The following is a 24,886-nucleotide window of genomic DNA, read 5'->3' as shown; positions in this document are numbered from 1 at the left end:
CTAGGAAGGCGATCTTTACCAAACATGCACGTCACACACTATTTTAGTGTGCTTTACCTAAGTTAAGTGACCCTAATTTTTCGGACTAATTACTGGTAAGACCGACCATGCGAAGTTGATCCACAGGTCCGTTTTCTTCCACGAGAAGTCCGGTTCGAAGATGGTCGTTGGCTTTGTATAAATCACCATCGACTTCACTTCTTCGGCGGTTTCCTCCAACAAGTTCACCACCAGATCCAGTGTCTTGCCGGAGTCGGCAACATCGTCGACAACTAATACACGCTTGCCCCGAAGCGACTCCGTATCCAACTGCGGATTAAGAATCATCGGCTCGGGAAGCGTCTGCCCAATGTCGGTGTAGAACTCGACGTTGATGGCACCCATCGCCTTAATGCCCACCGCATATCCGACAGCACCCGCTGGAATCAGACCACCGCGCGCGACGCCAACGATGAGGTCTGGCTTCCAGCCTGAATCCACCAGCTGCTGTGAGAGCTCGCGGCTAGCGGTACCGAAAAGTTCCCAGGTCAGGTCTTCGCGTTCTGCAGTCACGAGCAGTTCTCCTTGAGGGTTGGGGAAATAATTTCCGCTAATTTTACCCTCTAACGGAAAGGCACCTCACCGATGGTCCTACGCAGCTTACGAGTGTGCAGACGCTGCGGATTGCTAGCCAACTGTTCCACTGCGCGCACCGCACACATCACGTGCGCTTCTTTCGAGTTCGAATAAAAAGCTTGCGCCTGCGCCGGCAACTTCGGAACGGCATGCAGCGGCAGATCCGACACCGACAGCAACGTGCCATAAGGCACCCGATAGCGATAACCATTCGCCGCCAGCGTGCAAGACTCCATGTCCACCGCCACTGCCGTCGAATGGCTCAGCCATTCCCACAGGTCGCGGGAGGTGCGCCATTCCCAGTTGCGGTCATCGGTAGACAGCACCGTGCCCGTGCGCATCAGCGAGTTCTCTTCGCCATAGACTTCCTTCACGGACGCCTCCAGCATGCGCTGGACCTCCGGAATCGCAGGAATCGGATTCTGCGAACCAATCTTGTCGTCCAAGATGTGGTCGTCGCGCTGGTACGCGTTACCCAGAATCAGGTCGCCAATGCGCATGCGGCCATCCAGACCCGCGCAGTGACCAATCATGATCCAGGCCTCCGGGCGCAGCACCGACAGACAGTCAGTGATGGTCTTCGCATTCGAGGGGCCAACACCAATATTGATCATCGTGATGCCGTCGCCACCTGCGGTAATCAGGTCGAAGCGCGGCATCTGGAAGCGCGAAGTCAGCGTCAGCTCATCCACATCCAGCGTGACCGCATCATTGGAATGAATCGTCTCGCCGTTGGGCAGCACCAACGCCGTATAACGCGAATCCTCCCGGGTGAGCTCCCGTAGGCCAAACTTCACGAACTCCGTCGTGTGCATCGCATAGTTGGTAAACAGAATGTATTTCTGCACCGTATCGACATCAATGCCGGTGTAGTGCTCGATGCGCGCACACGCAATATCGAAACGCTGGGCACCAAAGTGGAACAGCGGCATTTCCTCGCCGTGGAAAGCCCACCACTCGCCATCGATAATCGCGTCATTGACTTCATCGAGCGTCGGGCGTGCAACATCGCCCCTGTCCTGCGGAACCTCGCCGACGTTGCGAATGTATTCCGGTGGAATTTGAACGTCAGAATTTCCGACGTAAATATCGCAAGGATAATTCTCCGTCAGACGACTCAACTGCTCGTGCAGGTAGCCCCGCAACAACCGCGGCTTCGACAACGTCGCACTATAAGGACCTGCCTTATCGACGTATCCATAAGGCTGCGAACGATCAATCGGCCGCCATTCGCGCACCTCCACCGTAATTTTCGGATAAACAACGTGCCGATAGTCATCCAAGTCGCCAGAGTCCAGCGCCTTTCGCGCCAACTGGCAAGAATTGTCATAAAGCTCAATGAGGCGCTCAATCGCCTCATCTACAGTGGAAACGTGTTGCAAGTGCGACATATGCGCGAGTCTAAGCGATACCCCTGTCCAGCGCACGGACGATGCCGTCCTGGAAGGCGAGGGCGCGCTCGGCTTCATTGATAAGCGCTGCACTTTGCTGTTCATTCAAGCCCAGCTTATCGATGCCCACCCCACCCAACACATGCTGATGCGCCAACACCTCCACCGCATGCTCCGGGCAGGAAATCTCTTCCAGCCGACCTACATACGCTGCAGTTTCGGGAAGAATGCGCACCTTATCCTTCCAATCCCCACCGATCGCAGCAGCCAGGTCAGCCTCAATGCGCAGGCGATGCTCATTGACCGAACCGACCGCCCGCTCGAGGGCGTCATAGATAAACCACAGCTGTCCTTGCAGCTGTCCGACCGCAGCAACCATGGCTTCTCCTTCTCTACGTTTTACGAAAGCCCGTCGACAGTTGCCGACGGGCCCTCTCCCCATGACTAATCTTCGGTGCCCGCCAGGAAGTGGAGCGCATCCTAACAAGCAACCGCCCGTGATTAGGCAAGCCTTAGTTTATAAAGGGTAGGCAATGCTCGTCAAGAGTCGCAGCCAAAAAAGTTTTTTCAGTAAACTTGGACGCTATGGCCCGGGAACCTTTGGCAGAACTACGCAGCACGATTGCTGATCAACTCGAGCGCTTTTGGCCCCAAGAAACCGACACCCCGCGCTTCGGCATCATCGCCCCTGCCGCGCCCAACGCCCTCAAAGACGACGTCGCCGACGAAATCGCACACCGCCTGCATCGCGACGGCAAAGACACTCCGGACTGCGCCGAACCCAGCACCCTGCCCCTTGGCGCACGCATCAAACCCCGCGGCGTCTTCGAAGACGACTGGCGCGCCCGCCCCACCAAACGACACCCCTGGCCAGTGATTTTGGTCCACGGCACCTGCGATACCAAGGGCATCTGGTATCGTCTCGGCGCCCAATTACGTGCCGATGGCTGGTGCGTCTTCGCCCCCGATTACGGCAACCGCGCCACCGGATCCATCCCCGAATCTGCACAGCAACTCGGCGCCTACATCGACACCGTGCTTGCCACCACCGGCGCTGAACAGGCCATCGTCGTCGGTCACTCCCAGGGCGGACTCATCACCCGCTACTGGATGCGCACCCACGGCACCGCCGACCGCATCCACCACCTCGTCTGCCTCGGGTCCCCCAACCACGGCACCACCCAAGGCGGCATCGCCAGCCCTCTGGTTCGCACCCTGCGCCGCGAATCCATCATGCGCTCCGTCATCGACGGCTGGTTCGGCCCCGCTGGCATGCAACAAGTCGTCGGCAGCGAACTACTCGAAGAAACCAACCACGACGGCGACCTCGAACCCGGAGTCACGTACACCTGCATCGCCACGCATAGCGATGCCATCGTCGTCCCACCCGAAACCTGCTTCCTCGACGACAGCGGCGTCCCCGATGGCACCGTCCGCAACATCTACGTCCAAGATTTCGACCGCTTTGCGATCGTGATGCATGAAGACCTGCCCATCGATAAGCGTGTCGTCGCCATCATCCGCACCGTGCTGGAACAGATCAAATAACCCTAAAGCTCCAGCTCATCGAGCACTGCATCAAAGGCCGGACCGACCTGGGTGCGCCACAGCGTATCCACGCGAGCATCGCCACGCCCTGGCCCACCATTGATGACCGCAACCCTCTTGCCTGCCTTGAGTGCATCCAACACGAAACGGTACCCACTCATCACCGCAAGCGAGGAGCCTGCCACCAGGACCGAGGCGGAATCGTCAAGTAATGCGTACGCCGCCTCCTTCCGCGCGACCGGCACCGGCTCACCAAAATAAACCACATCCGGCTTCAACAAACGCGACCCACAGCGCGTGCAGCCGACCATCTGAAATGCCGCAACGTCCTCATCGTTCAGCGCCACGTCACCGTCCGGATTGACGTCATCAGCAGACACAATGAGCCGCTCCAAGTAACCCGGATTGGCCTTAGCCAAGCGCACATCGAAAGCCCCGCGCTCCTCCTGCTGGCCACACTCCAAACAATTCACCGACTCCATATCGCCATGAATCGTCACCAAGCGCTGCGTGCCGGCCTCTTTGTGCAGGCCATCCACATTCTGAGTCAGCACACCACTGACCAACCCGGCGCGCTCCAACTCCACCAGCGCATAGTGCGTCCGATTCGGCACGGCAGCATCCATCACGCGCCAACCCACAAACGACCGCGCCCAATAGCGATGCGACGCCGCCTGGTCATAGCGAAACTCCTGGTAAGTCATCGGACGATGCCGCGACAACGACCCCTGCGGCCCGCGATAATCCGGCACACCCGAATCCGTCGACACGCCCGCCCCAGTCAGCACCATCACCTTCCCGGCGCGCAACTGTTCAGTGACCTCCTGCAAGGCCCGCGTCGGCTCAGTGGGCTCCGTCGTTTCCTCCACCACCCGCGCAATCGAACGCAACGCAGACTGGTGGGCAAGTTCCGCTGCAGAATCCATATCTCCCAATCTAGGCATATTTAGTTAACCTATGGAGCATGACGCTTTACGATGACACCCTCGCCCTCCTCCAAGAACTCATCCAAAACGCGTGCGTCAACGACCTCACCGCCGATTCTGGCCAAGAGGTCCGCAACGCCAACACCCTAGAAGAGTTCTTCGCCGGCGAGAACGTCGAGATTGAGCGCTACGAGTCCCACCCCGGTCGCGTCTCCATCGTTGTGACCGTGCCTGGCGATCCGAACAAGGAGCCGCTGACCCTGCTGGGACACACCGACGTCGTACCTGTCGATGAACCCAAGTGGACCAAACCGCCATTCACCGCCCACATCGAAGACGGCATCCTCTATGGTCGCGGCAGCGTCGACATGCTCTTTATTACCGCCTCCATGGCAGCCGTAACGCGTGAGATTGCCCGCCGCGGCAACCCGGGCGGCACCTTGGCCTTTGCCGGTATGGCTGACGAGGAAGCCCGCGGTGGCCTGGGCATTCGCTATATTTCCGAAAACCACCCCGAGGCCTTTTCCTGGCGCAACTGCCTGTCGGAGACCGGTGGCTCCCATCTGCCGGGCGCCGTTGCCTTTAACGTCGGCGAAAAGGGCGCTGGCCAGCGACGACTCCACGTACACGGCGATGCCGGTCACGGGTCGACGCCGTATGGGAAGGACTTTGCCATCGTCAAGATTGGCGAGGTCGCCCGCCGCATCGCTGCTGCCGAGCCACCCACAGCCTCCAATGAGATTTGGGAAGGCTTCGTCCGCACCTTCCGCTTCGATCCCGACACGGAAGCCGCGCTTATCGATGGCACCGGCGACTACTCCCAGTTCGGCAACCTCGCCGCCTACGCCCATGCCTTTAGCCACACCACCATCTCGCAGACCGTCCTGCGTGCCGGTGGCGCCATCAACGTGCTTCCCTCCCACGCCTACCTCGAGATGGACGTGCGCCCCTTCCCTGGTCAGACCCAAGAGGACCTGGACGACTTCCTGCGAACCGCACTAGGCGACCTCGCCGACGAAGTCGAAATCGAACACCTCATCACCGAAGATGCCACCGAATCGGCAACGGACACGCTGTTGTGGGGCGACATCGTCAAGACTGCTCAGGAGTTCTTCCCGGACAAAGATGTCGTGCCCGTCCATGCCACCGGCGGTTCTGACCTGCGCTTTGCCCGCCGCCGCGGGGGCAATGCATATGGCTTTGCGATGCACGCCGAAGCCCGCGACATGGCCAGCGCCAACTCACAGCTCCACAGCCACGACGAGCACCTCTACCTCGAAGACCTGGAACTGACCGTTTCTGCCTACGAAAAGCTAGTGACGCGATTCTTAAGCCACTAAACTATGAGGGCATGAATCTAACTCACCCAACTGCCCCAGCACCCTTCCCTGGCATCACCCTGATCGAAGACTTGATCGAACAGCTTTCCGAGCTAATTCAGAACCTTTCGTCGCTGAGCTTTTAGCTCTGGCGAACAGGGAAAACGCTGCTCACACTGCAGATGTCCGGGAGATAGTCTAAGCTAGTTTTCGAAAGTTCGTTCTAACGATACTTAGGTTATCTCTCATGTCAGAGCCTTATTACTCACACCTTAGCCCGACCGATCCAACCGCATTAGCAGCCCAAAGACTCCGACAACAAGAAATCGATTTCTGGGAATCCCATGTTCCAGATCTCGAAACTGATTTCGAATTAGCCACCCAACGTCTCTACTCCCAAACCGGAACCGGCCAAAACCGCATCTCTAAGATCTTTTGTGCCTTCCACCGCTTAACCGAACTACCCAAGCTCGAATCCCTGCAGCGCGCACAGTGCGTGCTGGACCTCGATCGGCTCATTGCTATCGACACCTCGCTCAACAAGTTGGGCCAGCCGCTTCCCGATGTCCTCGAGCGCATCGACGAGCTCCTCGTCAGCTATTTAACCCCAAAGCGTGCCAACCAGGCCCCACCGACCAAGGCGAACCTGAAGCGTCGCCTCAACGACATCGTTAACGCAGTCGATGACACCATCACGCTGGAAAATCCCCAGCGCAAGCCGCGCTACGAGGTCACTCCGCTCGGTGATCGCACCTCCATGTTGACGCTGGAGGGAGATACGTTGTTGATTGCGAGCATCGATAAGCAGGTGCGCCTGGTTGCCGAGCGGGAGGAAGTCACGCAAGCCGAGGCGCTCATCATGCTGATTACCGGCAAGGCCAAGCCAGACCCAAACGTGGTCATCAATGTCTACAAGAACGAAGACATCCCGAATGCGCCAGCGTTTGTGCCAGGCCACGGCTGGATGACCGGCGAGTCCCTGCCGGAAGGTACCCGCCGCGTGATGGACCCGTTCATGGAAAGCCCGCGCTATATCACCCCAGAGCAGATTCGCCGTTTCGTCGAAGGTCGCGACGGTACTTGCCGCTACCCGGGCTGCAATCGCCGCGCGGAGTTCTGCCAGACTGACCATCGCGTCAATTTTTCCGACGGTGGCCCGACCGCGCCGCACAACCTCGCGTGCCTGTGCCAGCATCACCACAACATCAAGACCGATGGCACGGCGAACTACATCATGGACCCGTGGACTGGCGATATCGTCTGGCTTTTCGACGATGGCACCTGGAAGACCACCGAACCCACCGGTCCCCTAGCACCGCGACAGAAGAATTGGGCGCAGACGTTTGCCCAGGCCGTCGCCAGTCGCCGGCGGTTTGCCTACGACGCAGCACATCCCGAACAGGAGCCAGATCCAGAACCGACCGTCGAAAAAGATGACGTTCCCCCGCCGCCCTTCTGATCGGGGGTGTCCAAAAGTACCCAAGTTAGCCGACCCTAATTCCATATGCTGGGAAAAGGGCTATCTACTTTCGTACACTCCTGGTGTGTCCTTTGGTGTACCGGTTTTCAGGCCTAAAAAGCCTGCTTAAGCTATGAATCGCCTCCTCAGAAACGAGGAAGTTTCCAATCACATCCACTCAAGGAGTACACCATGATCACTGACATCGTCGAAGCAATCTTCAGCATCATCAAGGAAATCCCGGAAATGATCGACGCCTTCTCCGGCATGGAGCTGTCCTCTTCCTCCGAGGCTGCTACCGAGGGCGCTGAAGCTGCAACCGCTGCCTAACTAAGAGGGTCTAACCTTTCCAGGAATTCCGTCGGCAAGCATTGCTTGTCGACGGCTTTCTGCTGCCCAAATCCCGAACCTGCAAAACAAAAATGAGGTCGAAACCAAACGGTTTCGACCTTGTGGTGTGATGTTCACGATGGCAGCTCAGCATGGCTTTTCAAAAAGCGTATCCCGTACTGCGGATATGAATTCTCCCGAGAATTAACTACACCCACACCCCACCCTTGTTGGCACAAATACAGCCTTAAAATCACCGTCTCACCGGTCGGCGACAGCGTATAACACAAAGAGGTGACATGAAAAATGCCCACCTAGAAAAGTCCAGGTGAGCATTAGAACATACGTTTAAGATTATTTCCCAGACAATTAAGTCCGGGGCGGCACCTTGGCCAGGTCTCGGCCAGTGTCCTCACGGACCATGCGGAGTCGTCGTGTCATCGAGTCCTGACCTGCGGTTTTCCGCTCAAATTGCTCTTGAATTGCCAGGTTCGTCGAGGCCACCCACAGCGCGAGCGTGATGTAGAGCATCGGCTCACGCCGAACACCACGCTTGAACGATTCCATGCCAGTAACGTGCGGGGATTTCATAATTGAAAAACGTTGCTCGGTAATAGCACGGGCTGCCTCATAATAGGTTGCGTGCTCCCAGGATCCAGGAACCAGACCCCACTGGGCACGTTTCCACTGTTCAGAGGTAAACGTGTGGGTAATGCTGGATTTTGAGCAGCATTTATAGTGATCTGCACTCCAGCTAGGTGAAATCTCCGGGGCATCCTCGGATGCGAGCGTCATCGACGCCGGTTTAAGCGGACATCGCACTCGCCCCTGCACGGCAGGGCAGACCAAATCGATTTTCACCGGCTTCTCTGAATTGTCTTCCTGCTTACGAGGGCGGCCACGGCCTTGACGCGCCCGATAAGGCCTCGAATTAGTCCCCATGATCAGCGGGAATAGAGCTTCGAGTCGAGCATCGTGGCGCTCAAAACCATCGTCCTCTCCAAGCAGCTCCATCGTGCGTCGAACTATTTTGCCGTCACCTGCGATCCCACGCGCAGCAGGACAATAAAACTCACCAGCGATTTGCAGTGGCCCACTAGCAGGTTCTTCACCTGCAGTGCTGTCAGATGCGAAAACGGTCCGCCAGGATTTGGGATAGCGAACCACCGGAGCATAGCCTGCGGCCAGCAATTCATCGTTGAAATTCTGCTTAACGTTATACCCCATATCGACGGTCAGCAATGGCAAACGGCCACGCTTAATGCTCTGATCAAACCCATTTTCTTGATGAAAACGAATAGCACGCGTCAAACCCTGCACCGAACCTGAGCTTGGTTTATCAATCGAAATCCCCGTAATCACCGGCGCAACCGAGTAGACCGCTTTTGGTGGTCCGACGCGGCACACCGCAGTGATGCCAACGGCCACACCTCCTTTGGTACTACGCCGGGTACCCAGCTCGGAATGCAAGGAATGATCCTCGCGATCGCGGATATAATAGGCACCCGAGTACGCGGCACCGCGACGTTTCGTATCGCGGCTGCCTAGCCCCATAGACTGGCCTGCCAGGTCGATGATGGTCTCGTCAGCGATGATATCGCCGCGATATCCCTTGGTTGCTTGCTCGTGAATTGAGCCTGCCACCAAGGCGTTGACAACTTGGTGGAGCCTTTCAGATGCAACCTCAGAGGCTTGTTCTTGCTCCGGAGAGCGCGCGGCCATCATTCGACGATGATCCCCATTTTTCACACGACGCGCAGGAGCGTCCGGCAGTGAATCAAGTGGCTCAATTCGTCGCGTCAGCCACATGGCAAAAGCGCGATACGAGCCCTCGCAGCAAGAAAGATCTAGATCAAGCCGGGCCTGCTGAACAGGGTCCAGGGTCCATAGAGTGCGCCAGATCTCCGCCATCGAGGGCACACGCCGAATCCCAATCAAAGCCAAACCCACAGTAAGCACACCCAGCATCGAATACTGTGGCCCGGTGGATTTGCGTCCGCCCACGCCACGGTCCTGGTGAAAATAGAAATCAATCATTTGGTGAGCACCGGATTTTTCAATCACAGCCGCGCAGCTGTCCACATAGTCCGGCGAGATCATCACCCTCTGCTCCTGCATCGCAACGGTCATCAGCCGTCCACCTCCTCACAGTGCAGCAAGGCTTTTGCCTCGTCTTCCGGCGAAAACTTGGGCAGATCCGCTTCCAGATCATGCAAACCCGCAGGTCAGCAATGCCTGCCATTTTCATCAGCATTGCAGCCGGGACCCCCGGATCAGAGGCCAGTTTTACCACCCAACGGTTTCGCAGCGCCGCCGCATTAAATCCAGGAAACCCCTGCTCAACGAGCTCTTCCGCCACATGACAGATCGCATTTCGAGGCATGGTTTCCCCCACGATAGGAAACACGTAACCCTGGCCGACCTCGCGTGCCCGAGTCAAAAGACGATGCCCTCGAACCGGACACACCACCGGCACCACGCGGGAGATAACTCCCTTTTTCCTCACAGCGATCTGCACCACCGTGCGTTCTGCCAGCTCAAGAGGGGAAATGTCGCTGCCCCGCAGTTGGCGGATCTCCTGAGACGACAAGCCCGCCCCGGTAGTGAGATCCAAGATCGTCAGCAGTTGCGCGCGCAGCGTCGGTCGGAGGTTCGGAGCAATCGCATACAGCTCGGTCTCCAGTGACAGGCGCGCGGCCGGGACCGCTTTGCGGCGCGGTCCTCGTTGACGATGTGGTTCAGGAAATTCGTGAGGGTACAGCGTCCGGCCTGCCGCATAGAGGATCGTCCGGTATGTGCGCTGTGACCTGCGAGAAAAGACGTCATCCCGGAAAAGCCATTTATCCACTGCAGGGCGCGTCAGCGCTCGTTCTTCGTCAACCGAGCCGAAAACAATCGCCTCATCGTAGAGGTATCGCGCCACCACGCGGGTCGCCTTGGCATCAGCGACCTCGTCTATAGCTCGGGTGTGCGCTTGGACAAGCGCTGCACGGTCAATGGCGTCACTCCGCAGTGGTCCCGCTGGACGCTGGATTCCGAGCTCCTTTAGTCTCAGATAGCGATCCGTATCAGGCAGCGTGCGTCGAGTAAGTCGCCGCACCCTCGACGGCGACGCTTGACCGATCGCCGCAACAGCTGGAGTATTCCGGTGCTTTGATTTCTCGACGACTGCGGGTGCTGCTGCAAGTGCAGTAAATCTACCCACGCGGGCTCACCACCCTCAGGCTTGAGGCGTTGGATCGAGTGGCACTGTTGCTAAATATTTTGAGGCATGACAAGATAGACGCATCTCCATTCATGTAACTTGCAGTGAATTGATTGGATTCTTTCGCTCAACGTTTTGCAGAACGTCGGCGACCACAGGGCGCGATCTTGCAGGATCGGGCCCTGATTGTGTTTCGGATTTGTCCGATAATTGCTATTTAGGTCGGCATGCCCCCTTTTGCCTCTTGCGAAACTCTAGTTTCGCCATCGAGCACATCAAGCTCTCGCAGCCAACGCGCCATTATTCGCGACATTGAGCAGCCGATCTCTGCCGACTCAGAAGCCAGGCGTTGAACAATAGGTGCAGGAAGCATCAGCTCAACACGAACAAATTCGTTCGCGGAGACTACGCGTGTTTTTCTCCGGCCAAAATGCGGGGGCGGGATTTCCATGAAACGAGCTCCTTCTACACCATCTGAATAACGATCCAAAGATCATTTTCCGGTTTCCCGGCAACGGCAAACGTTTGCCGCACGTTCACGATGGTTTCTCCCGTTTTGGGGTGGTTAGTCCCAGGGTCGCTTCACGTAATAGCCAGTAAGCACAAGGACCCCAAGCTGACTACACCTTGAAGGTCATTATGCACACTACCGGATGGAACCGGCACTCGCACTAGAAATCAGGAAAAGAAATCACAATGAGGTGTTTTCCCAGGTAGTGCAATAATAGATCCACAGAGTTGCGGTGCAATATGCACCAAAATTCTTGAAACAGCAGCTTCAATGGTGCTGTTGCAAAGTTGGGGCAGTAGGAAGAGCGACGTGAAATAATCACAGCCATGGGCATCTTCTCCGGTCGTCATTTCCCCCGTGAAATCATCCTGTGGGCGGTCCGGTGGTACTGTCGCTACGGGCTCAGCTACCGCGATCTGGAAGAAATGATGACCGAACGCGGCGTACCGGTCGATCACAGCACCATCTACCGCTGGGACCAGAAATATGCTCCTGAGCTGGACAAGCAAACACAGTGGTACCGACAAGTCCCGGATTGGCAGGCCCGGTCCTGGCGGGTGGACGAGACCTATATCCGGGTCGGCGGCAGGTGGTGCTATCTCTATCGGGCCATCACCGCGGGCGGGCATACCCTGGATTTTTACCTGTCCCCAAAGCGTAACGTCGCCGCAGCGAAGCGTTTCCTGGCCAAGACCCTGAGGTCGAACACGATAACCGGGTTCCCGCGGGTGATCAACACCGATAAAGCACCCTCCCTGGCCAGGCCAATCGCCGAGTTGAAGTCAGAGGGAATCTGCCCGCAGACCGTGGAACACCGGCAGGTGAAATACCTCAATAACGTCATTGAAGGAGATCATGGGCGGCTGAAACGGATCCTCGGACCAAAGGGGGCGTTCAAAAACCGGACCTCGGCGTACCGGACGTTGAAAGGGATGGAAGCGATGCACACATTACGGAAAGGCCAGGGCGCGATGTTTGCCTACGGGCACCCGAACCCGGACGCGGTGATCGTCAGCCGGGTGTTCGAGGCTGCCTGAGAACGCCGACCCGCAGCGAGCATCAGAGGATGAAAACTGGGTCGTCACGGCTCTCCGCCTGAAGTTTGCAACAGCACCATACTCGGCAACCTTCCATCTCTTCAGCCGTCGGTAAGCATGTGCGGTGACCTCTGATATCGGCTTGTCGATCATGCCGGTGGCATGTAATGGCAACCGGGCCAGGCTTTTCGGGGCCCGGGTCGGTGGGGTTTTCATCGCCTTGTAGTGGTCCCAGGAGCGTGGCAGGATACAGCCGACCAGGGAAATGGTCAGCAGTATGAAAATGGAATTGAACCAGGTGGATTCGAAGACGTCGAACAGCTGCAGTTGGTCGTAGATTTCCGCTAGGCGGCCGTTGTTGGCGATGTAGTCGGCGACGTTGCCTTGATTGAGGCTGCGCTGGGGCAATATGGTGCCAGGGATCGCTGCGATGGCGAGGACGAACAGCAGGACTAGCGCGGTGCGCATGCTGGTCAGGCCAGTGCCAGGCCTTCTTCAGATACGTCCATAGGGTGCGCATCAGGGTGGTCATGAGTGTTCCTCTTCCAGACCCCAGCCGGCACCGGGCGGTAACGGCTGCAGGGATGGGGATTAAGTCGGTGTGACCGGTGGGGTGACCGGTCAGGTGTTAGATCAAGGTAGCGCCATATTCGACGGTCCACTGGCGTACCCAGTTGATGAAGTACACCCACGCCCCGCTGGCCAGGGCAATGCCGACGGCGACCATGAGCACCCCGCCGAACATCTGGATCTTGCGTGAGTGGCGGCGCAGCCAACCGACGGTGCGCATTGCGCGCGCCGAGCCGAAGGCCATGAGCAAAAACGGCAGTCCCAGGCCCAGGCAGTAGCCGAGGATGAGGATGACCCCACGCACGGCGGTCATACCCTCGGTGCCAGCCGAGACAGAGATGATCGCCGCGAGCGTGGGCCCCAGACACGGGGTCCATCCCAGAGCGAAGACCCCGCCTAACAGTGGGGCTCCCAGCCAGGTGGACCACTTCTTCGGAGCCATGCGGGTATCACGCTGCAGGGCAGGGACCATGCCCATGAACGTCAGCCCCATGAGGATGGTGATCACCCCACCGATGCGCATCAGGGCCTCGGCATTGAGCGTGAGCATGCTGATCGCCCCGAAGACAGTGACCGTGGCCAACACGAAGACGACCGTGAAGCCAAGTATGAACAACCCGGCGGCACCGGTCACGGCCCACTGGCGTTTTTTGGTCACCACGGAGCCGTGCTCGGAGTCATAGCTGATCTCGCCGCCGACCACACTGGCCAGATACGACATATAACCAGGGACCAACGGGACCACACACGGGGAGGCAAACGAGACGAGGCCAGCGGCAGCAGCAGCGAGGATGCCGATCAGCAGCGGCCCGGTGGCCGCAACGTCAGCGAACTGCTGGCCGATCACCAGCTGCGCCATCACATCAACGGTCATGGTGCTGGTGCCTCCTTAGCCAGTGGGAGGGCGACGTCGAGGACGTCCTCGGCGTCGACCTCCCGGAGGAACACCGCTGCGGGGCGGTGCTGCTTGTCCAGGATGATCGTGGTCGGGATGACCGAGGTCGGTACCCCTCCCAGGGCCGCGGCGGTACGAAACGGCGGGTCGTAGATCGACGGGTAGGTCACACCGTTGTCGAGTTTGAAGTCCTGGGCGATGGTCTGGTTGTAGTCGCGGACATTGATGCCCAGCACGGTGCCGCCGAGGGGTTCGAGCGTCTCCTGGACAAGCTGCAGGTCATCGACCTCCGCGCGGCAGGGCGCACACCACTGCCCCCAAGCGTTGAGGACGACGACCTCGCCTTCAAAATCAGACAGGCTGATCTCCTCACCCTCCTCCATCAGCGACGGGCCGGAGAAGTCCGGCAGCGGGGCACGTTCCTCCTCTGCGTAGATAATCTCGGTTTGGCCTCCTGGTGAGTGGAACTGGAAGGTGCCCCCGACGGCGACGGCGTTTCGGGCGCCGTCGCCTGAGGAACAGGCCACCAGGGTCACGGCGGTGCGCACCGCGGCAACCGCTGTGGCGGCTCTGCGGGGTGTGCTCGGCATGGATTAGATCTCCTTATTCCGGGGCGGTGGGGAAGAAGACGGTGTTCTGGTTGTCTCGGAAGACCACAACACCGAGGAAGGTCATCGTGCTGCCCGGTAGGTGGTCTGCAGCGACTCTGCCCACCTCGGCACTCAACCCTGCTGTGGGGGTTACTCGTAGCGAAGCGAGCTGACCATCCCGGTTTCCATGTGATAGGCGTTATGGCAGTGAAATGCCCACTCCCCGGGGTTGTCAGCGATCAAGTCGGCGATCATGGTTTCACCGTGGCGGAGAAGGACGGTGTCCTTGCGTAGTCCGCCGCTGCCGGGCAGCGCCCACGTGTGGCCGTGGATGTGCATGGGATGGGGCATCATGGTCCTGTTGCGCATGACCATCCGCAGGCGCTGGCCCTCCTGCACGGTCGCGGAGGAGGATTGGCCGTCGGTGAGAATGCGCCATTCATACGGCATCATCTGCCCGCCCAGGTCGATGCTGACTTCTCGGTCTGGTGTGCCCTCGGGCAGGAGTGCACGGTCTGCTGGCTTCAGGGAGGACAGAAGCAGTCCGGTGGACGACAACTCGGGGAAGTCGACATCGGGGTGGGGGGCCTGGCCGCCGGCGGTGCGGATGACGGCGAAGGCGCGGTCGTCCTTACCCACCGCCAAAGCCGTGAGCGGGAAGATGCCGTCGCCGAGGATGACCTCGACGTCGACACGCTCGCCCATCGACAGGTAGATCGATTCGGTCTCCCAGGGCTGGACAGGGAAGCCGTCGGTGTGGGTGACGGTCATGCGGTGACCACCGAGGGCCACCTTGAAGATGGTGTCACCGCCGGAGTTGATAAACCGCAGGCGGGCCTTGTCGCCTGGGCGAGCCTCGAAGGTCCGGTGAGCACGGGGGATACGTCCGTTGATGAGGTAGTGCGGATACATCACATCGCCGGCATCCCCGCCCAGCACCCGGTCCGGGGTGCCGTGCATCATCTGGCCGTGACCTCCCATTCCCATCCTCCCGTTATGGTCGCCCGAACCCATTCCGGTGAGCTTGTCGAGCTCATCGTCGGGAGTGCCCTGAATACCATCGACCCAGTCGTCGAGCACGATGGTCCACTCGACGTCCTGGTCCTCAGCGTCTTGCGGGTCGCGGACGATCAGTGGGGCGTGCAGGCCACGATCAAGCTGCAGGCCGGTGTGGGAATGGTAGAAGTAGGTGCCACCGTGGGGGACTTCAAAAACATAGGAGAAAGACTCGCCAGGTTCAATGGGGTCCTGGGTCATGCCGGGCACACCGTCGGCTGCGTTGTGGAGTGCGATGCCATGCCAGTGGATGGAGGTGCTTTCAGGCAGTTCATTGGTGATATCGACCTGGAGGACGTCGCCGGCGGTGGCCTCAATGGCCGCATCCCCGGTGTCAGAGACGTATCCCCACGTCTTGGCTTCGATGCCGCCGATATCAAGAGAGAGGGGCCGGGCGGTTAGTGTCCGGCGTACCGTCGGCTCACCGAGCGCAGTAGGGGTGGGAGTGGGGCGAAGGGAGGAACCTGGTGCCGAGGCAGCGGGTCCAGGGTCGCTGGTGCAGGCGGCCACGGCCCCGGTGCCGGCGAGGACGAGCCCGCCGAGCAGAAACTGTCGTCGGGAAAATCCGTTTATCATGATTTAACCTTTCTTGGTGTTAGATTTCAGTGATACGGGAGACACGCGCAGGTGAGGACCCTGCTGAGCCATCACGTCAGGTGCAGGTCTGTGACACAGGTGGCACCGTCGTCGGCGGTGGAAAACTCCGTGGTGCCGGTACGCCCCTGGTAGCTGATCTCAATCAGGCCGGTGACATCATCGGGAAGCCAGAAGCCAATAAACCCGTTGTCGTAGGTGGTTGTCTCCTCGTCCACCAGCACCTCACCGGTCGCCTCATCGGTGATCGTGACCTGGATGTCCTCATTGTCGAGTTCCCCCCGGCAGGTCGTGAGGCTGTGGTAGAAGCAGTCGTGGGTGGAGGTGAGATAGGGTGCGATCGAGACATACGTCTGATTGTCGGGAAGATCGACCACGACTTCCTGGCCATCGCTCGAGAGCAGCAGTTCATCGGCACGCACGGAGGCGATCAGATCCGTGGGACGCTCAGTGACCTTCTGCCGGTCGAGGTGATCAATGATCTCCACCGCGTCCATGGCGGCCAGGCCATGGGTAGTCAGGAATGTATCCTGGGACACCGTCCCTTCGGCGGTGAGTTCCGGGTCGGTGGCCGAACACCCCGTGAGGGCGAGGGCAAGGGCGGCGGCTGCGATCGCTGCTCGTTTCACGTCAATCTCCTTGGATCGTGGTAAGACGGTGAGAAGACACCGCCTCAAGGTCGATGCCATACCTTTATCTAGCACGGGTGCCTGACGGCCCAGAAATTAAAAACCCTGCTCACAGCCTTATAACAGGGCGAAAAGGGGGTGAATTCGGTGGGCTGGGTCACCACCGGGACACCACCCCACAGCCGTGGGCGATGTCCTTCTACCCGCCCCGGGTATGCGGTGCAGGCAGTGAAATCCCTGGTGGCGCCTGCTGAGCTGACCAGGGGAGGCGATGCCGCCGACCCGGGGTGGGGCACAGGGGTGACGGCGGTCGAAGGGTGATGTTTGAAGATTTGATGAAGATTTCCCGCCGGGCACTGAGCGAGGGTGGTATTCCCCCCTGGCCGGAACGATACTAGGGCCTATGGCTGACCGCACACCGACCACCGCCACGCCCCCGGGGCGGGTGCTGGTCGTCGATGATGAACAACCCCTAGCTCAGATGGTGGCTTCTTACCTCATCCGGGCCGGCTTCGATACCCGCCAGGCGCACACCGGCACCCAGGCCGTGGACGAGGCCCGTCGCTTTTCCCCCGATGTTGTGGTGCTGGATCTGGGGCTGCCCGAACTCGACGGCCTGGAGGTGTGCCGACGGATCCGCACCTTCTCGGACTGCTACATCCTCATGCTCACCGCGCGTGGCAGCGAGGACGACAAGATCAGCGGTTTGACCTTGGGGGCGGATGACTACATCACCAAACCTTTTAGCATCCGGGAACTGGTGACCCGGGTGTATGCGGTGCTGCGCCGCCCGCGCACCAGCACCACCCCACCGCAGGTGACCACTCCCCTGATCGTTGGTGACCTCATTCTTGACCCCGTCGCCCATCAGGTGCGGGTGGGGGAGACGACCGTGGAGCTCACCCGCACGGAGTTCGAGCTGCTGGTTGCCCTGGCCCTGCGCCCCGGCCAGGTGCTGACCCGCCACGACCTGGTCTCCGAGGTCTGGGACACCACCTGGGTCGGTGATGAACGCATCGTCGATGTCCACATCGGCAACTTGCGTCGCAAGCTCGGCACCGACACCCGGGGCCGGGGGTTTATCGACACCGTGCGTGGCGTGGGCTACCGGGTGGGGCAGCCATGAATCACGGACCCGGCCTGACCTTCCGCTTCCTGGCCGCCCAGGTGTTGGTGGTGGTGATTAGCCTGCTGGTGGCCGCGGCCGTGGCCACGATGGTGGGTCCGATCCTGTTCCATGATCATATGTTGATGACCGGCCGGGAGGACCCCTCGCTGGAGCTGTTCCATGCCGAGCAGGCCTACCGGGGCGCCAACCTGATCACCTTGGCCGTCGCCCTGCCCACTGCCTTGATCAGCGCCCTGCTGGCCAGCCTGTGGTTATCGCGTCGTCTGCGCACCCCCCTGCAGGATCTCACCCGCGCCGCTACCAGCCTGACGGCCGGCAACTACCGTATCCGCGTGCCCGCCGGAGAAGCAGGCCCCGAGGTCACCACCCTGGCGCATGCCTTCAACACCATGGCCGACCGGCTGGAACACACCGAACAAGTCCGCCGCCAGATGCTCTCTGATCTGGCCCACGAAATGGGTACCCCCTTATCGGTGCTCACGGTCTACCTCGATGGCCTCCAGGACGGGGTCGTGGACTGGAATAATGCCACCCACACGATCATGGCTGACCAGCTCACCCGCCTGACCCGGTTGATGGAAGACATCGACGATGTTTCCCGGGCCCAGGAACACCGGATCGATTTGGACCTGACGGAGGAAGGGCTCGGGGATCTGCTCCATACCGCCGCTGCTGCCGCGGGGGAAGCTTATGCTGACAAAGGCGTCGATTTACAGGTCGAGACCATTACGGACACTATCCGGGTGCTCGTGGACCGGCAACGCTTCGGCCAGGTGATGAGCAATCTCCTGTCGAACGCGCTACGGCACACCCCGGCCGGCGGGCAGGTCCGGATCAGCGTCCATCGACAGGGGGCGTCGACCGCGCTCATCCACGTCGCCGATGACGGCGAGGGCATCCCACCTGACCAGCTCGGACACATCTTCGAACGCTTCTACCGGGGGGATGCCGCCCGCAGCCGGGACGACGGCGGGGCCGGTATCGGTCTGACCATCTCCAAGGCATTGATCGAGGCCCACGGCGGCACTCTTACCGCCACCTCCCTCGGACCCGGTCGCGGAGCGGTGTTTGCCCTCCGCCTCCCGCTGTCCCCTCCCGACAGTGAGGAGGCTGCTCAGTGACCACACCCTGCCCCGCGTGAGGGCCGTGCCCTCCACCCATTGAAAATATACCCCTGGGGGGTATACGCTAGAGAGTAGCATCACCGCATCCCACCGACCCGTAGGAGCTTTCCCATGATCACCTCCCCGCCCCGCCTCTTGCCGATGGTCTCCCACGGCTGCAGCTGTTGCGGACCTGCCTCACGTGCCGACAGCGCCTCCATCCCTGCCGCTAGCGACTCGTCAGCAGGAGGGTCCTCCCCTAGCTACCAGGTCACCGGCCTGACCTGCGGGCACTGCGCGAAAAGCGTGACCCTGGCTCTTCAGGCCCTCCCCCAGGTCGACGACGTCCAGATTGATCTCGCTGCTGGTGGTGTTTCCACCGTCACGGTCACCGGTGTCGTACCTCCGGAGATGGTTCGCCGGGCCATTGAGGAGGCCGGCTACGCCGTCTTATCCTGATCAGTTTTACCCATCATCTCGACCCCGACCGGGTTGAGCGAAAGGAACGTCATGAGCACTCCCAATCATTCGGGCGCTCACCATGGTGATTACCCCGCTCCGGAAACAGACCACACCCACCACCCGGATCATGCCAGCCATGAACACCACGCAGATGCCGACACCCACGGCCAGGCGATGCCCCACGATCACCCGCACTCCGCCCTGGACGAAGACCACCACGTTCATGGTCACGGCGAACACGCCGGACACAGCACCGCAATGTTTCGGGGCCGCTTCTGGTGGTCGCTGATTCTGTCCATTCCCGTCGTTATTTTCAGCCCCATGGTCGCCCACCTGCTCGGCTACCACCTCCCGGCATTCCCTGGTTCCACCTGGATCCCCCCGGTGCTGGGCACGATCATCTTCGTCTACGGCGGAATGCCTTTCCTCAAGGGCGGATGGAAAGAACTGAAATCCCGCCAACCCGGGATGATGCTCCTGATCGCCATGGCCATCACCGTGGCGTTTGTGGCCTCCTGGGTCACCACTCTGGGGCTGGGCGGTTTTGAGCTGGACTTCTGGTGGGAGCTGGCCCTGCTGGTGACCATCATGCTACTGGGGCACTGGCTGGAGATGCGCGCTCTCGGGGCCGCGTCCTCCGCGCTTGACGCGCTGGCTGCCCTGCTGCCGGATGAGGCCGAGAAAGTCATCGACGGAACTACCCGCACCGTGGCCATCTCCGAGCTGGTCGTCGACGACGTCGTGCTGGTGAGGGCCGGTGCCCGAGTGCCGGCCGACGGAACCATCCTCGACGGAGCCGCCGAATTCGATGAGGCGATGATCACTGGCGAATCCCGTCCCGTCTTCCGCGACACCGGTGACAAGGTGGTCGCCGGTACCGTGGCCACCGACAACACCGTCCGCATCCGGGTGGAGGCTACCGGCGGGGACACCGCCCTGGCCGGGATCCAACGCATGGTTGCCGACGCCCAGGAGTCCTCCTCCCGGGCCCAGGCCCTGGCGGATCGGGCGGCAGCGTTGTTGTTCTGGTTCGCGCTGATCTCCGCTCTGATCACCGCGGTGGTGTGGACCACCATCGGCAGCCCAGACGATGCCGTGGTGCGCACGGTTACGGTGCTAGTCATCGCCTGTCCGCACGCCCTGGGCCTGGCGATTCCTCTGGTCATTGCGATCTCCAGCGAGCGGGCCGCGAAATCCGGGGTGCTCATCAAGGACCGGATGGCGCTCGAGCGGATGCGCACCATCGACGTGGTGCTCTTCGACAAAACCGGCACCCTGACCGAGGGTGCGCACGCGGTCACCGGTGTCGCCCCGGTGCCCGGTACTTCGGAAGGGCACCTGCTGGCCCTGGCCGCCGCCGCCGAGGCCGATAGTGAACACCCCGTGGCCCGCGCCATCGTGGCTGCCGCGGCCGCACACCCGGAGGCCTCACGCCGCCCACTGCGCGCAACCGGTTTCACCGCCGCCTCCGGCCGCGGGGTCCGGGCCACTGTCGATGGCGCTGAGATCCTCGTGGGTGGGCCGAACATGCTGCGCGAGTTCAACCTCACCACCCCGGCCGAGCTCACCGACACCACCAACGCCTGGACCGGGCGTGGGGCCGGCGTGCTCCATATTGTCCGCGACGGTCAGATCATCGGTGCCGTGGCCGTCGAGGACAAGATCCGCCCCGAATCCCGCGCCGCCGTCAAAGCCCTGCAGGACCGCGGGGTGAAGGTCGCGATGATCACCGGTGACGCGCAGCAGGTGGCCCAGGCAGTGAGCAAGGACCTGGGGATCGATGAGGTCTTCGCCGAGGTCCTGCCCCAGGACAAGGACACCAAGGTCACCCAGTTACAGGAGCGTGGCCTGAGCGTGGCCATGGTCGGTGACGGTGTCAATGACGCCCCCGCTCTGACCCGCGCGGAGGTCGGTATCGCCATCGGTGCCGGCACGGATGTGGCCATGGAATCTGCCGGGGTGGTCCTAGCCAGTGATGACCCGCGGGCAGTGCTGTCGATGATTGAGCTGTCCCAGGCCAGCTACCGCAAGATGATCCAGAACCTGATCTGGGCCTCTGGCTACAACATCCTCGCCGTGCCGCTGGCCGCCGGAGTGCTCGCCTCGATCGGGTTCGTGCTGTCCCCGGCCGTGGGCGCGATCTTGATGTCTGCCTCGACCATCGTGGTGGCCCTGAACGCCCAGCTGTTGCGCCGCATTGATCTGGAGCCGGCTCACCTGGCTCCGACCGACGGGAAGGAGGAACACAGTGAGTCGATATCCCCCGTAACCGTTACTGACTGACCTTGTCCCTCGACTCCTAACTCACACCACCTTTGAAAGGAACACTCATGAAACGCAGCATTACCCTCGCCGCCTTGGTACTGACCTCCACCCTGGCGCTGACCGCCTGCAGCGACGCCGCCGACAACTCCGACGATGCCGACACCACCAGCACCACGACGGCAACCGCAGAGACCCACGAGACCCACCAGGAAGACTCCACCACTGCCGACGAAGAGCACGGCGGGCACGACCACCCTGCCGACGGCGGGGCACCGCCGGCAGGCATTGAAGAGGCCGAGGATCCCACGTACCCGGTGGGCACCGAGGTCATCCTCACCGCTGACCACATGCCCGGCATGGACGGCGCCACCGCCACCATTTCCGGGGCGTTTGATACCACGACCTATTCGGTCAGCTACACCCCCACCGAGGGTGGGGCCCCGGTTACCGACCACCGCTGGGTCGTCCATGAGGAGCTCGTCGATCCGGGTCAGGCCCCCCTGCCCGACGGGGCGAGCGTTGTCCTGGATGCCGAGCACATGTCCGGCATGAAGGGTGCTGAGGCCACCATCGATTACTCCACCGAGGAGACGGTCTACATGGTTGATATCACCGTCGACGGGATGACGATGACCAACCACAAGTGGGTCACCGAGAGCGAGATCCAACCCGCCGAATAGTCCACCCACCCTGAACCGCGAGACCAGACAAGGCACCCGCTCCAAGGTCGGTCATCAATCGCTGCCGACCATGCCACAGCACACCAGCCACACACGGAACCTGCACGCCCACAGGGCCCACGCTGAGGTAGGCCTTCTGTGTCACTGCTTCTCTTAGTCAGGGGAAATATGCCCTGGAATGACCCTGGTGACAGGAGTTCATTCCAGGGCTTTGTCTCTGCCCACAGGCCAGTTCCTGGCGGGTGGATGAAACCTATATCCGGGTCGGCGGCAGGTGGTGCTACCTCTATCGGGCGATCACCGCCGGTGGCCAGACCCTGGACTTTTTACCTCTCTCCGAAGCGGAACGTGGCCGCAGCGAAGCGTTTCCTGGCCAAGGCCCTCAGATCCAATGCGCCAGCCGGGTATCCCAGAGTGATCAACACAGATAAAGCACCCTCCCTAGCCAGGGCAATCGCCGAGTGGAAGTCCGAGGGAATCGGCCCGCCAACAGTGGAACAACGGCAGGTGAAATACCTCAACAACATCCTGGAAGGCGACCATGGTCGGCTGAAGCGGACCCTCGGGCCGAAAGGCGCGTTTAAGAACCGGACATCTGCACATCGGACGTTGAAAGGGATGGAAGCGATGCACTCATTACGGAAAGGGCAAGGCACGATGTTTGCCCTCACGGGCAACCGAACCCGGAGGCGGTGATCGTCAATCGAGTCTTCGAGACGGCCTAACAACGCCCACACGCAGCGGTCATCAGGGGATGAGAAACTGAGTCTTCGCTGCTCTCCGCCCAACTTTGCAACAGCACCCTCCAAGAACGATTCAAGGGCCTGGCCCCGATGCAGTATCGGAACCAGGCCCCCGCAAAGACCCTAACCATTTAGAATTAACCCAGTCCAGAAAATGGGGGTCAGTTCACTCGGGATGGGCTTATTAGAGGCCGAAGGCGCCGCCGCTGACGAGGATGAAGATGCCCAGGCCGATCAGGACGATCGGGAACAGCACGTGCTCCCAGCGCTCAAGGACTTCTGCGATGGGCGGGCGGGTGGCCACGAACTTTGCCAGCAGGACCAGGCCTGCCACCAGGACGAGGAAAACGATGCAGTAGATGATGACGTCGGCAGTGTCCACGTTGAGGAAGACCGGAACGTAGACGCCGATATTGTCGCCACCGTTGGCAAACGTCACACCGGCGACGGTCATCACACCCACCTTTTTCCCGGCGATCTTCGCATCATCATCGTCGTCATCATCGCTTCGCCAAGCCTGCCAGGCCGCCCATAGTCCCAGGGCCAGGGGAATTAGTCCGAAGTACGGGATCGCCTCAGCAGGTAGGAATGCTCCTGCCCCCAGCATGACCAGGACTGCGGCCGCGAGGATGCCCATGAAGCCGAGGTACTGCCCAGCCAGAATCCGAAGCGTGGTCCCTTTTTGCCCCGCCCCGCGGGCAAAAAACAGCGAGAGCACAATGATGTCGTCGATATTGGTGGCGATAAACAGACCAATCGCCGACAGTAGACCGGTTACCACTACGCACTCTCCTGTCCAGTGACACACCCAGGTACGGCGCATCCGGCGTCGATGCATTCGACGTTGTCATCGACGGCCAGGGTGGTATCCAGCAACGCGTTCAACGCCTGCGCCAGATGAGCATCAACGATCTCGTAGCGGGTCTGTCGCCCCTGCGGTTCGGCGACAACAATTCCGCAGTCCCTCAGGCAAGCGAGATGGTTCGACACGTTCGAGCGCGTCAGTTCCAGATCCTGGGCGAGAGCGGCCGGGTAGGCCGGTCCCTCCAGCAGCGCCAGGAGAATGCGGGAACGAGTCGGATCCGCCATGGCCCGACCCAACCGGTTCATCACGTCTAGTCGAGAAGCAATAGTCAGCATGTGCTGAACTATACAGTTGTTGCTGAACTAACTTCAACATGGGATGGCGTTGTTGCTAGAGGTCGTCTGCACTTTCAGGCTGAGGCCTTCACTGCGCAGGAAGGAAGCGGCCGCCTAGTTGGCGGTGTTCCCGACGTGATTTAAAGGTGAGGGCTATTGCCGGCAGCTTCCGGCCCAGGCCAGTGGCGGCCCACGTACCGATCAGGGTGTCCCACTTCCAAGGAAGTGAGACACCCTTAATGAAACCAATTGAAAATACACAGCCCCAGGAGAGGACTGTTCCACAAGCTATTCCAACGAATTGACTCGCGAAACCTGCTGCAGAATAGACTTCCGGCACGCTGTGGGTCATGGATATTGGTAACGCCCGGGTTTCCACCGCAAAACAAGACCTCGACCGTCAGATCGACGCGCTCCGTAAAGAAGATGTTGCGGATAAATACATCTACGTCGACAAGAAATCCGGATCCACCACGAATCGGCCCGGACTCCAGCAAGCCCGCGCGGGAGATGTCATTGTCGTCCACACCCTCGACCGGCTGGGCCGCACCGTCCGTGACACTCTCAACCTGATCCATGACCTTCAGGAGCGTGGGGTAGGGGTGCGCACCTTGACTGATCCCATCAAGGTCAATTCCTCGAATCGGTGCTGTTGCAAAGTTGGGGCAGTAGGAAGAGCGACGTGAAAT

At 60.4% G+C, this 24,886-nt stretch carries 23 protein-coding genes and 3 pseudogenes; 12 read left to right on the top strand and 14 right to left on the bottom strand.

What is annotated here, in order from left to right:
* Window positions 1-72: 72 nt before the first annotated feature.
* Genes UL81_RS00375 through UL81_RS00365 form a run of 3 tightly spaced genes read right to left on the bottom strand, consistent with a single transcriptional unit; the run spans window position 73 to window position 2,385 of the window.
* Complete coding sequence (locus tag UL81_RS00375) at window positions 73-552, bottom strand: phosphoribosyltransferase (RefSeq protein ID WP_035106060.1); 480 nt, start codon at window positions 550-552, stop codon at window positions 73-75.
* Between the two features lie 50 nt (window positions 553-602).
* On the bottom strand, window positions 603-2,006 hold the full coding sequence (gene amn, locus UL81_RS00370) for an AMP nucleosidase (protein ID WP_035106061.1): 1,404 nt from the start codon (window positions 2,004-2,006) through the stop codon (window positions 603-605).
* A gap of 10 nt (window positions 2,007-2,016) precedes the next feature.
* Window positions 2,017-2,385 (bottom strand): biliverdin-producing heme oxygenase, encoded by a 369-nt coding sequence (locus UL81_RS00365; protein ID WP_052737433.1) that lies wholly within the window; start codon window positions 2,383-2,385, stop codon window positions 2,017-2,019.
* Between the two features lie 206 nt (window positions 2,386-2,591).
* Between UL81_RS00365 and UL81_RS00360 the strand changes: the two genes are divergently transcribed.
* Window positions 2,592-3,554, top strand: coding sequence for a lipase family alpha/beta hydrolase (locus UL81_RS00360; RefSeq protein ID WP_082099132.1), 963 nt, complete (start codon window positions 2,592-2,594; stop codon window positions 3,552-3,554).
* Window positions 3,555-3,556: 2 nt separating this feature from the next.
* Here UL81_RS00360 and UL81_RS00355 read toward each other — a convergent pair whose 3' ends face one another.
* Window positions 3,557-4,480: a Sir2 family NAD-dependent protein deacetylase gene (locus UL81_RS00355; RefSeq protein WP_035106203.1), complete on the bottom strand. Its 924-nt coding sequence runs from the start codon at window positions 4,478-4,480 to the stop codon at window positions 3,557-3,559.
* A 38-nt stretch (window positions 4,481-4,518) separates the two neighbouring features.
* On the opposite strand from UL81_RS00355, the gene UL81_RS00350 reads away from it, so the two are divergent.
* The 3 genes from UL81_RS00350 (at window position 4,519) to UL81_RS11880 (ending at window position 7,588) form a co-directional block, all read left to right on the top strand.
* Entirely contained in the window at window positions 4,519-5,820 is a 1,302-nt protein-coding gene (locus UL81_RS00350; RefSeq protein ID WP_035106062.1) for a M20/M25/M40 family metallo-hydrolase, read from the top strand.
* A 226-nt stretch (window positions 5,821-6,046) separates the two neighbouring features.
* On the top strand, window positions 6,047-7,258 hold the full coding sequence (locus tag UL81_RS00345; protein WP_035106063.1) for an HNH endonuclease signature motif containing protein: 1,212 nt from the start codon (window positions 6,047-6,049) through the stop codon (window positions 7,256-7,258).
* Window positions 7,259-7,450: 192 nt separating this feature from the next.
* Window positions 7,451-7,588, top strand: a complete 138-nt coding sequence (locus tag UL81_RS11880) for a hypothetical protein (protein WP_158407900.1) — start codon at window positions 7,451-7,453, stop codon at window positions 7,586-7,588.
* Window positions 7,589-7,957: 369 nt separating this feature from the next.
* Here UL81_RS11880 and UL81_RS00340 read toward each other — a convergent pair whose 3' ends face one another.
* From UL81_RS00340 to UL81_RS00330, 3 genes are all read right to left on the bottom strand, one after another.
* On the bottom strand, window positions 7,958-9,718 hold the full coding sequence (locus tag UL81_RS00340) for a hypothetical protein (RefSeq protein ID WP_236684481.1): 1,761 nt from the start codon (window positions 9,716-9,718) through the stop codon (window positions 7,958-7,960).
* Window positions 9,645-10,514: a hypothetical protein gene (locus tag UL81_RS00335; protein ID WP_236684480.1), complete on the bottom strand. Its 870-nt coding sequence runs from the start codon at window positions 10,512-10,514 to the stop codon at window positions 9,645-9,647. The genes UL81_RS00340 and UL81_RS00335 overlap by 74 nt, the downstream gene beginning before the upstream one ends.
* A 496-nt stretch (window positions 10,515-11,010) precedes the next feature.
* Window positions 11,011-11,244, bottom strand: coding sequence for a hypothetical protein (locus UL81_RS00330; protein WP_035106064.1), 234 nt, complete (start codon window positions 11,242-11,244; stop codon window positions 11,011-11,013).
* 386 nt (window positions 11,245-11,630) lie between these two features.
* Between UL81_RS00330 and UL81_RS00325 the strand changes: the two genes are divergently transcribed.
* A complete protein-coding gene (locus tag UL81_RS00325) occupies window positions 11,631-12,341 on the top strand; it encodes an IS6 family transposase (protein WP_035106065.1) in 711 nt (236 codons plus the stop codon).
* A 78-nt stretch (window positions 12,342-12,419) separates the two neighbouring features.
* On the opposite strand, the pseudogene UL81_RS00320 reads toward UL81_RS00325, so the two are convergent.
* The 5 genes and pseudogenes from UL81_RS00320 to UL81_RS00300 all read right to left on the bottom strand — a co-directional run.
* Window positions 12,420-12,873, bottom strand: a pseudogene (locus tag UL81_RS00320) (cytochrome c biogenesis protein ResB); the annotation flags it as partial.
* A 96-nt stretch (window positions 12,874-12,969) separates the two neighbouring features.
* Window positions 12,970-13,785 carry a cytochrome c biogenesis CcdA family protein gene (locus tag UL81_RS00315; protein WP_035106066.1) on the bottom strand — a complete coding sequence of 272 codons (816 nt, stop codon included), beginning with the start codon at window positions 13,783-13,785 and terminating at the stop codon, window positions 12,970-12,972.
* A complete protein-coding gene (locus tag UL81_RS00310) occupies window positions 13,782-14,396 on the bottom strand; it encodes a TlpA family protein disulfide reductase (protein ID WP_035106067.1) in 615 nt (204 codons plus the stop codon). The genes UL81_RS00315 and UL81_RS00310 overlap by 4 nt, the downstream gene beginning before the upstream one ends.
* 150 nt (window positions 14,397-14,546) lie before the next feature.
* Window positions 14,547-16,028, bottom strand: a complete 1,482-nt coding sequence (locus UL81_RS00305; RefSeq protein WP_046453123.1) for a multicopper oxidase family protein — start codon at window positions 16,026-16,028, stop codon at window positions 14,547-14,549.
* Window positions 16,029-16,099: 71 nt separating this feature from the next.
* Window positions 16,100-16,675 (bottom strand): CueP family metal-binding protein, encoded by a 576-nt coding sequence (locus UL81_RS00300; protein ID WP_035106068.1) that lies wholly within the window; start codon window positions 16,673-16,675, stop codon window positions 16,100-16,102.
* A gap of 403 nt (window positions 16,676-17,078) precedes the next feature.
* Between UL81_RS00300 and UL81_RS00295 the strand changes: the two genes are divergently transcribed.
* The 6 genes and pseudogenes from UL81_RS00295 to UL81_RS00270 all read left to right on the top strand — a co-directional run.
* Window positions 17,079-17,801, top strand: coding sequence for a response regulator transcription factor (locus UL81_RS00295; protein WP_086890425.1), 723 nt, complete (start codon window positions 17,079-17,081; stop codon window positions 17,799-17,801).
* Window positions 17,798-18,925 carry a sensor histidine kinase gene (locus UL81_RS00290; protein ID WP_035106070.1) on the top strand — a complete coding sequence of 376 codons (1,128 nt, stop codon included), beginning with the start codon at window positions 17,798-17,800 and terminating at the stop codon, window positions 18,923-18,925. Before UL81_RS00295 ends, UL81_RS00290 begins: the two co-directional genes overlap by 4 nt.
* 114 nt (window positions 18,926-19,039) lie before the next feature.
* Complete coding sequence (locus tag UL81_RS00285) at window positions 19,040-19,366, top strand: heavy-metal-associated domain-containing protein (RefSeq protein WP_035106071.1); 327 nt, start codon at window positions 19,040-19,042, stop codon at window positions 19,364-19,366.
* Window positions 19,367-19,417: 51 nt separating this feature from the next.
* Complete coding sequence (locus UL81_RS00280; RefSeq protein ID WP_035106072.1) at window positions 19,418-21,652, top strand: copper-translocating P-type ATPase; 2,235 nt, start codon at window positions 19,418-19,420, stop codon at window positions 21,650-21,652.
* Window positions 21,653-21,699: 47 nt separating this feature from the next.
* Window positions 21,700-22,314 (top strand): YdhK family protein, encoded by a 615-nt coding sequence (locus UL81_RS00275; RefSeq protein WP_046453122.1) that lies wholly within the window; start codon window positions 21,700-21,702, stop codon window positions 22,312-22,314.
* Window positions 22,315-22,538: 224 nt separating this feature from the next.
* Window positions 22,539-23,039 (top strand): annotated as a pseudogene (locus UL81_RS00270) (IS6 family transposase); the annotation flags it as partial.
* A 202-nt stretch (window positions 23,040-23,241) separates the two neighbouring features.
* Here the strand turns inward: UL81_RS00270 and UL81_RS00265 are convergent.
* Window positions 23,242-23,880: a cadmium resistance transporter gene (locus tag UL81_RS00265; protein ID WP_201774404.1), complete on the bottom strand. Its 639-nt coding sequence runs from the start codon at window positions 23,878-23,880 to the stop codon at window positions 23,242-23,244.
* A complete protein-coding gene (cmtR, locus tag UL81_RS00260) occupies window positions 23,838-24,197 on the bottom strand; it encodes a Cd(II)/Pb(II)-sensing metalloregulatory transcriptional regulator CmtR (RefSeq protein WP_035106074.1) in 360 nt (119 codons plus the stop codon). The genes UL81_RS00265 and cmtR overlap by 43 nt, the downstream gene beginning before the upstream one ends.
* Before the next feature lie 350 nt (window positions 24,198-24,547).
* Between cmtR and UL81_RS11580 the strand changes: the two are divergent.
* Window positions 24,548-24,841, top strand: a pseudogene (locus tag UL81_RS11580) (recombinase family protein); the annotation flags it as partial.
* Window positions 24,842-24,886: the final 45 nt, after the last annotated feature.

The organism is Corynebacterium camporealensis, assembly GCF_000980815.1.
GTDB lineage: Bacteria > Actinomycetota > Actinomycetes > Mycobacteriales > Mycobacteriaceae > Corynebacterium > Corynebacterium camporealense.
Note: the sequence above shows the minus strand (reverse complement) of the source record. Positions and strands in the feature narration are given on the sequence as shown.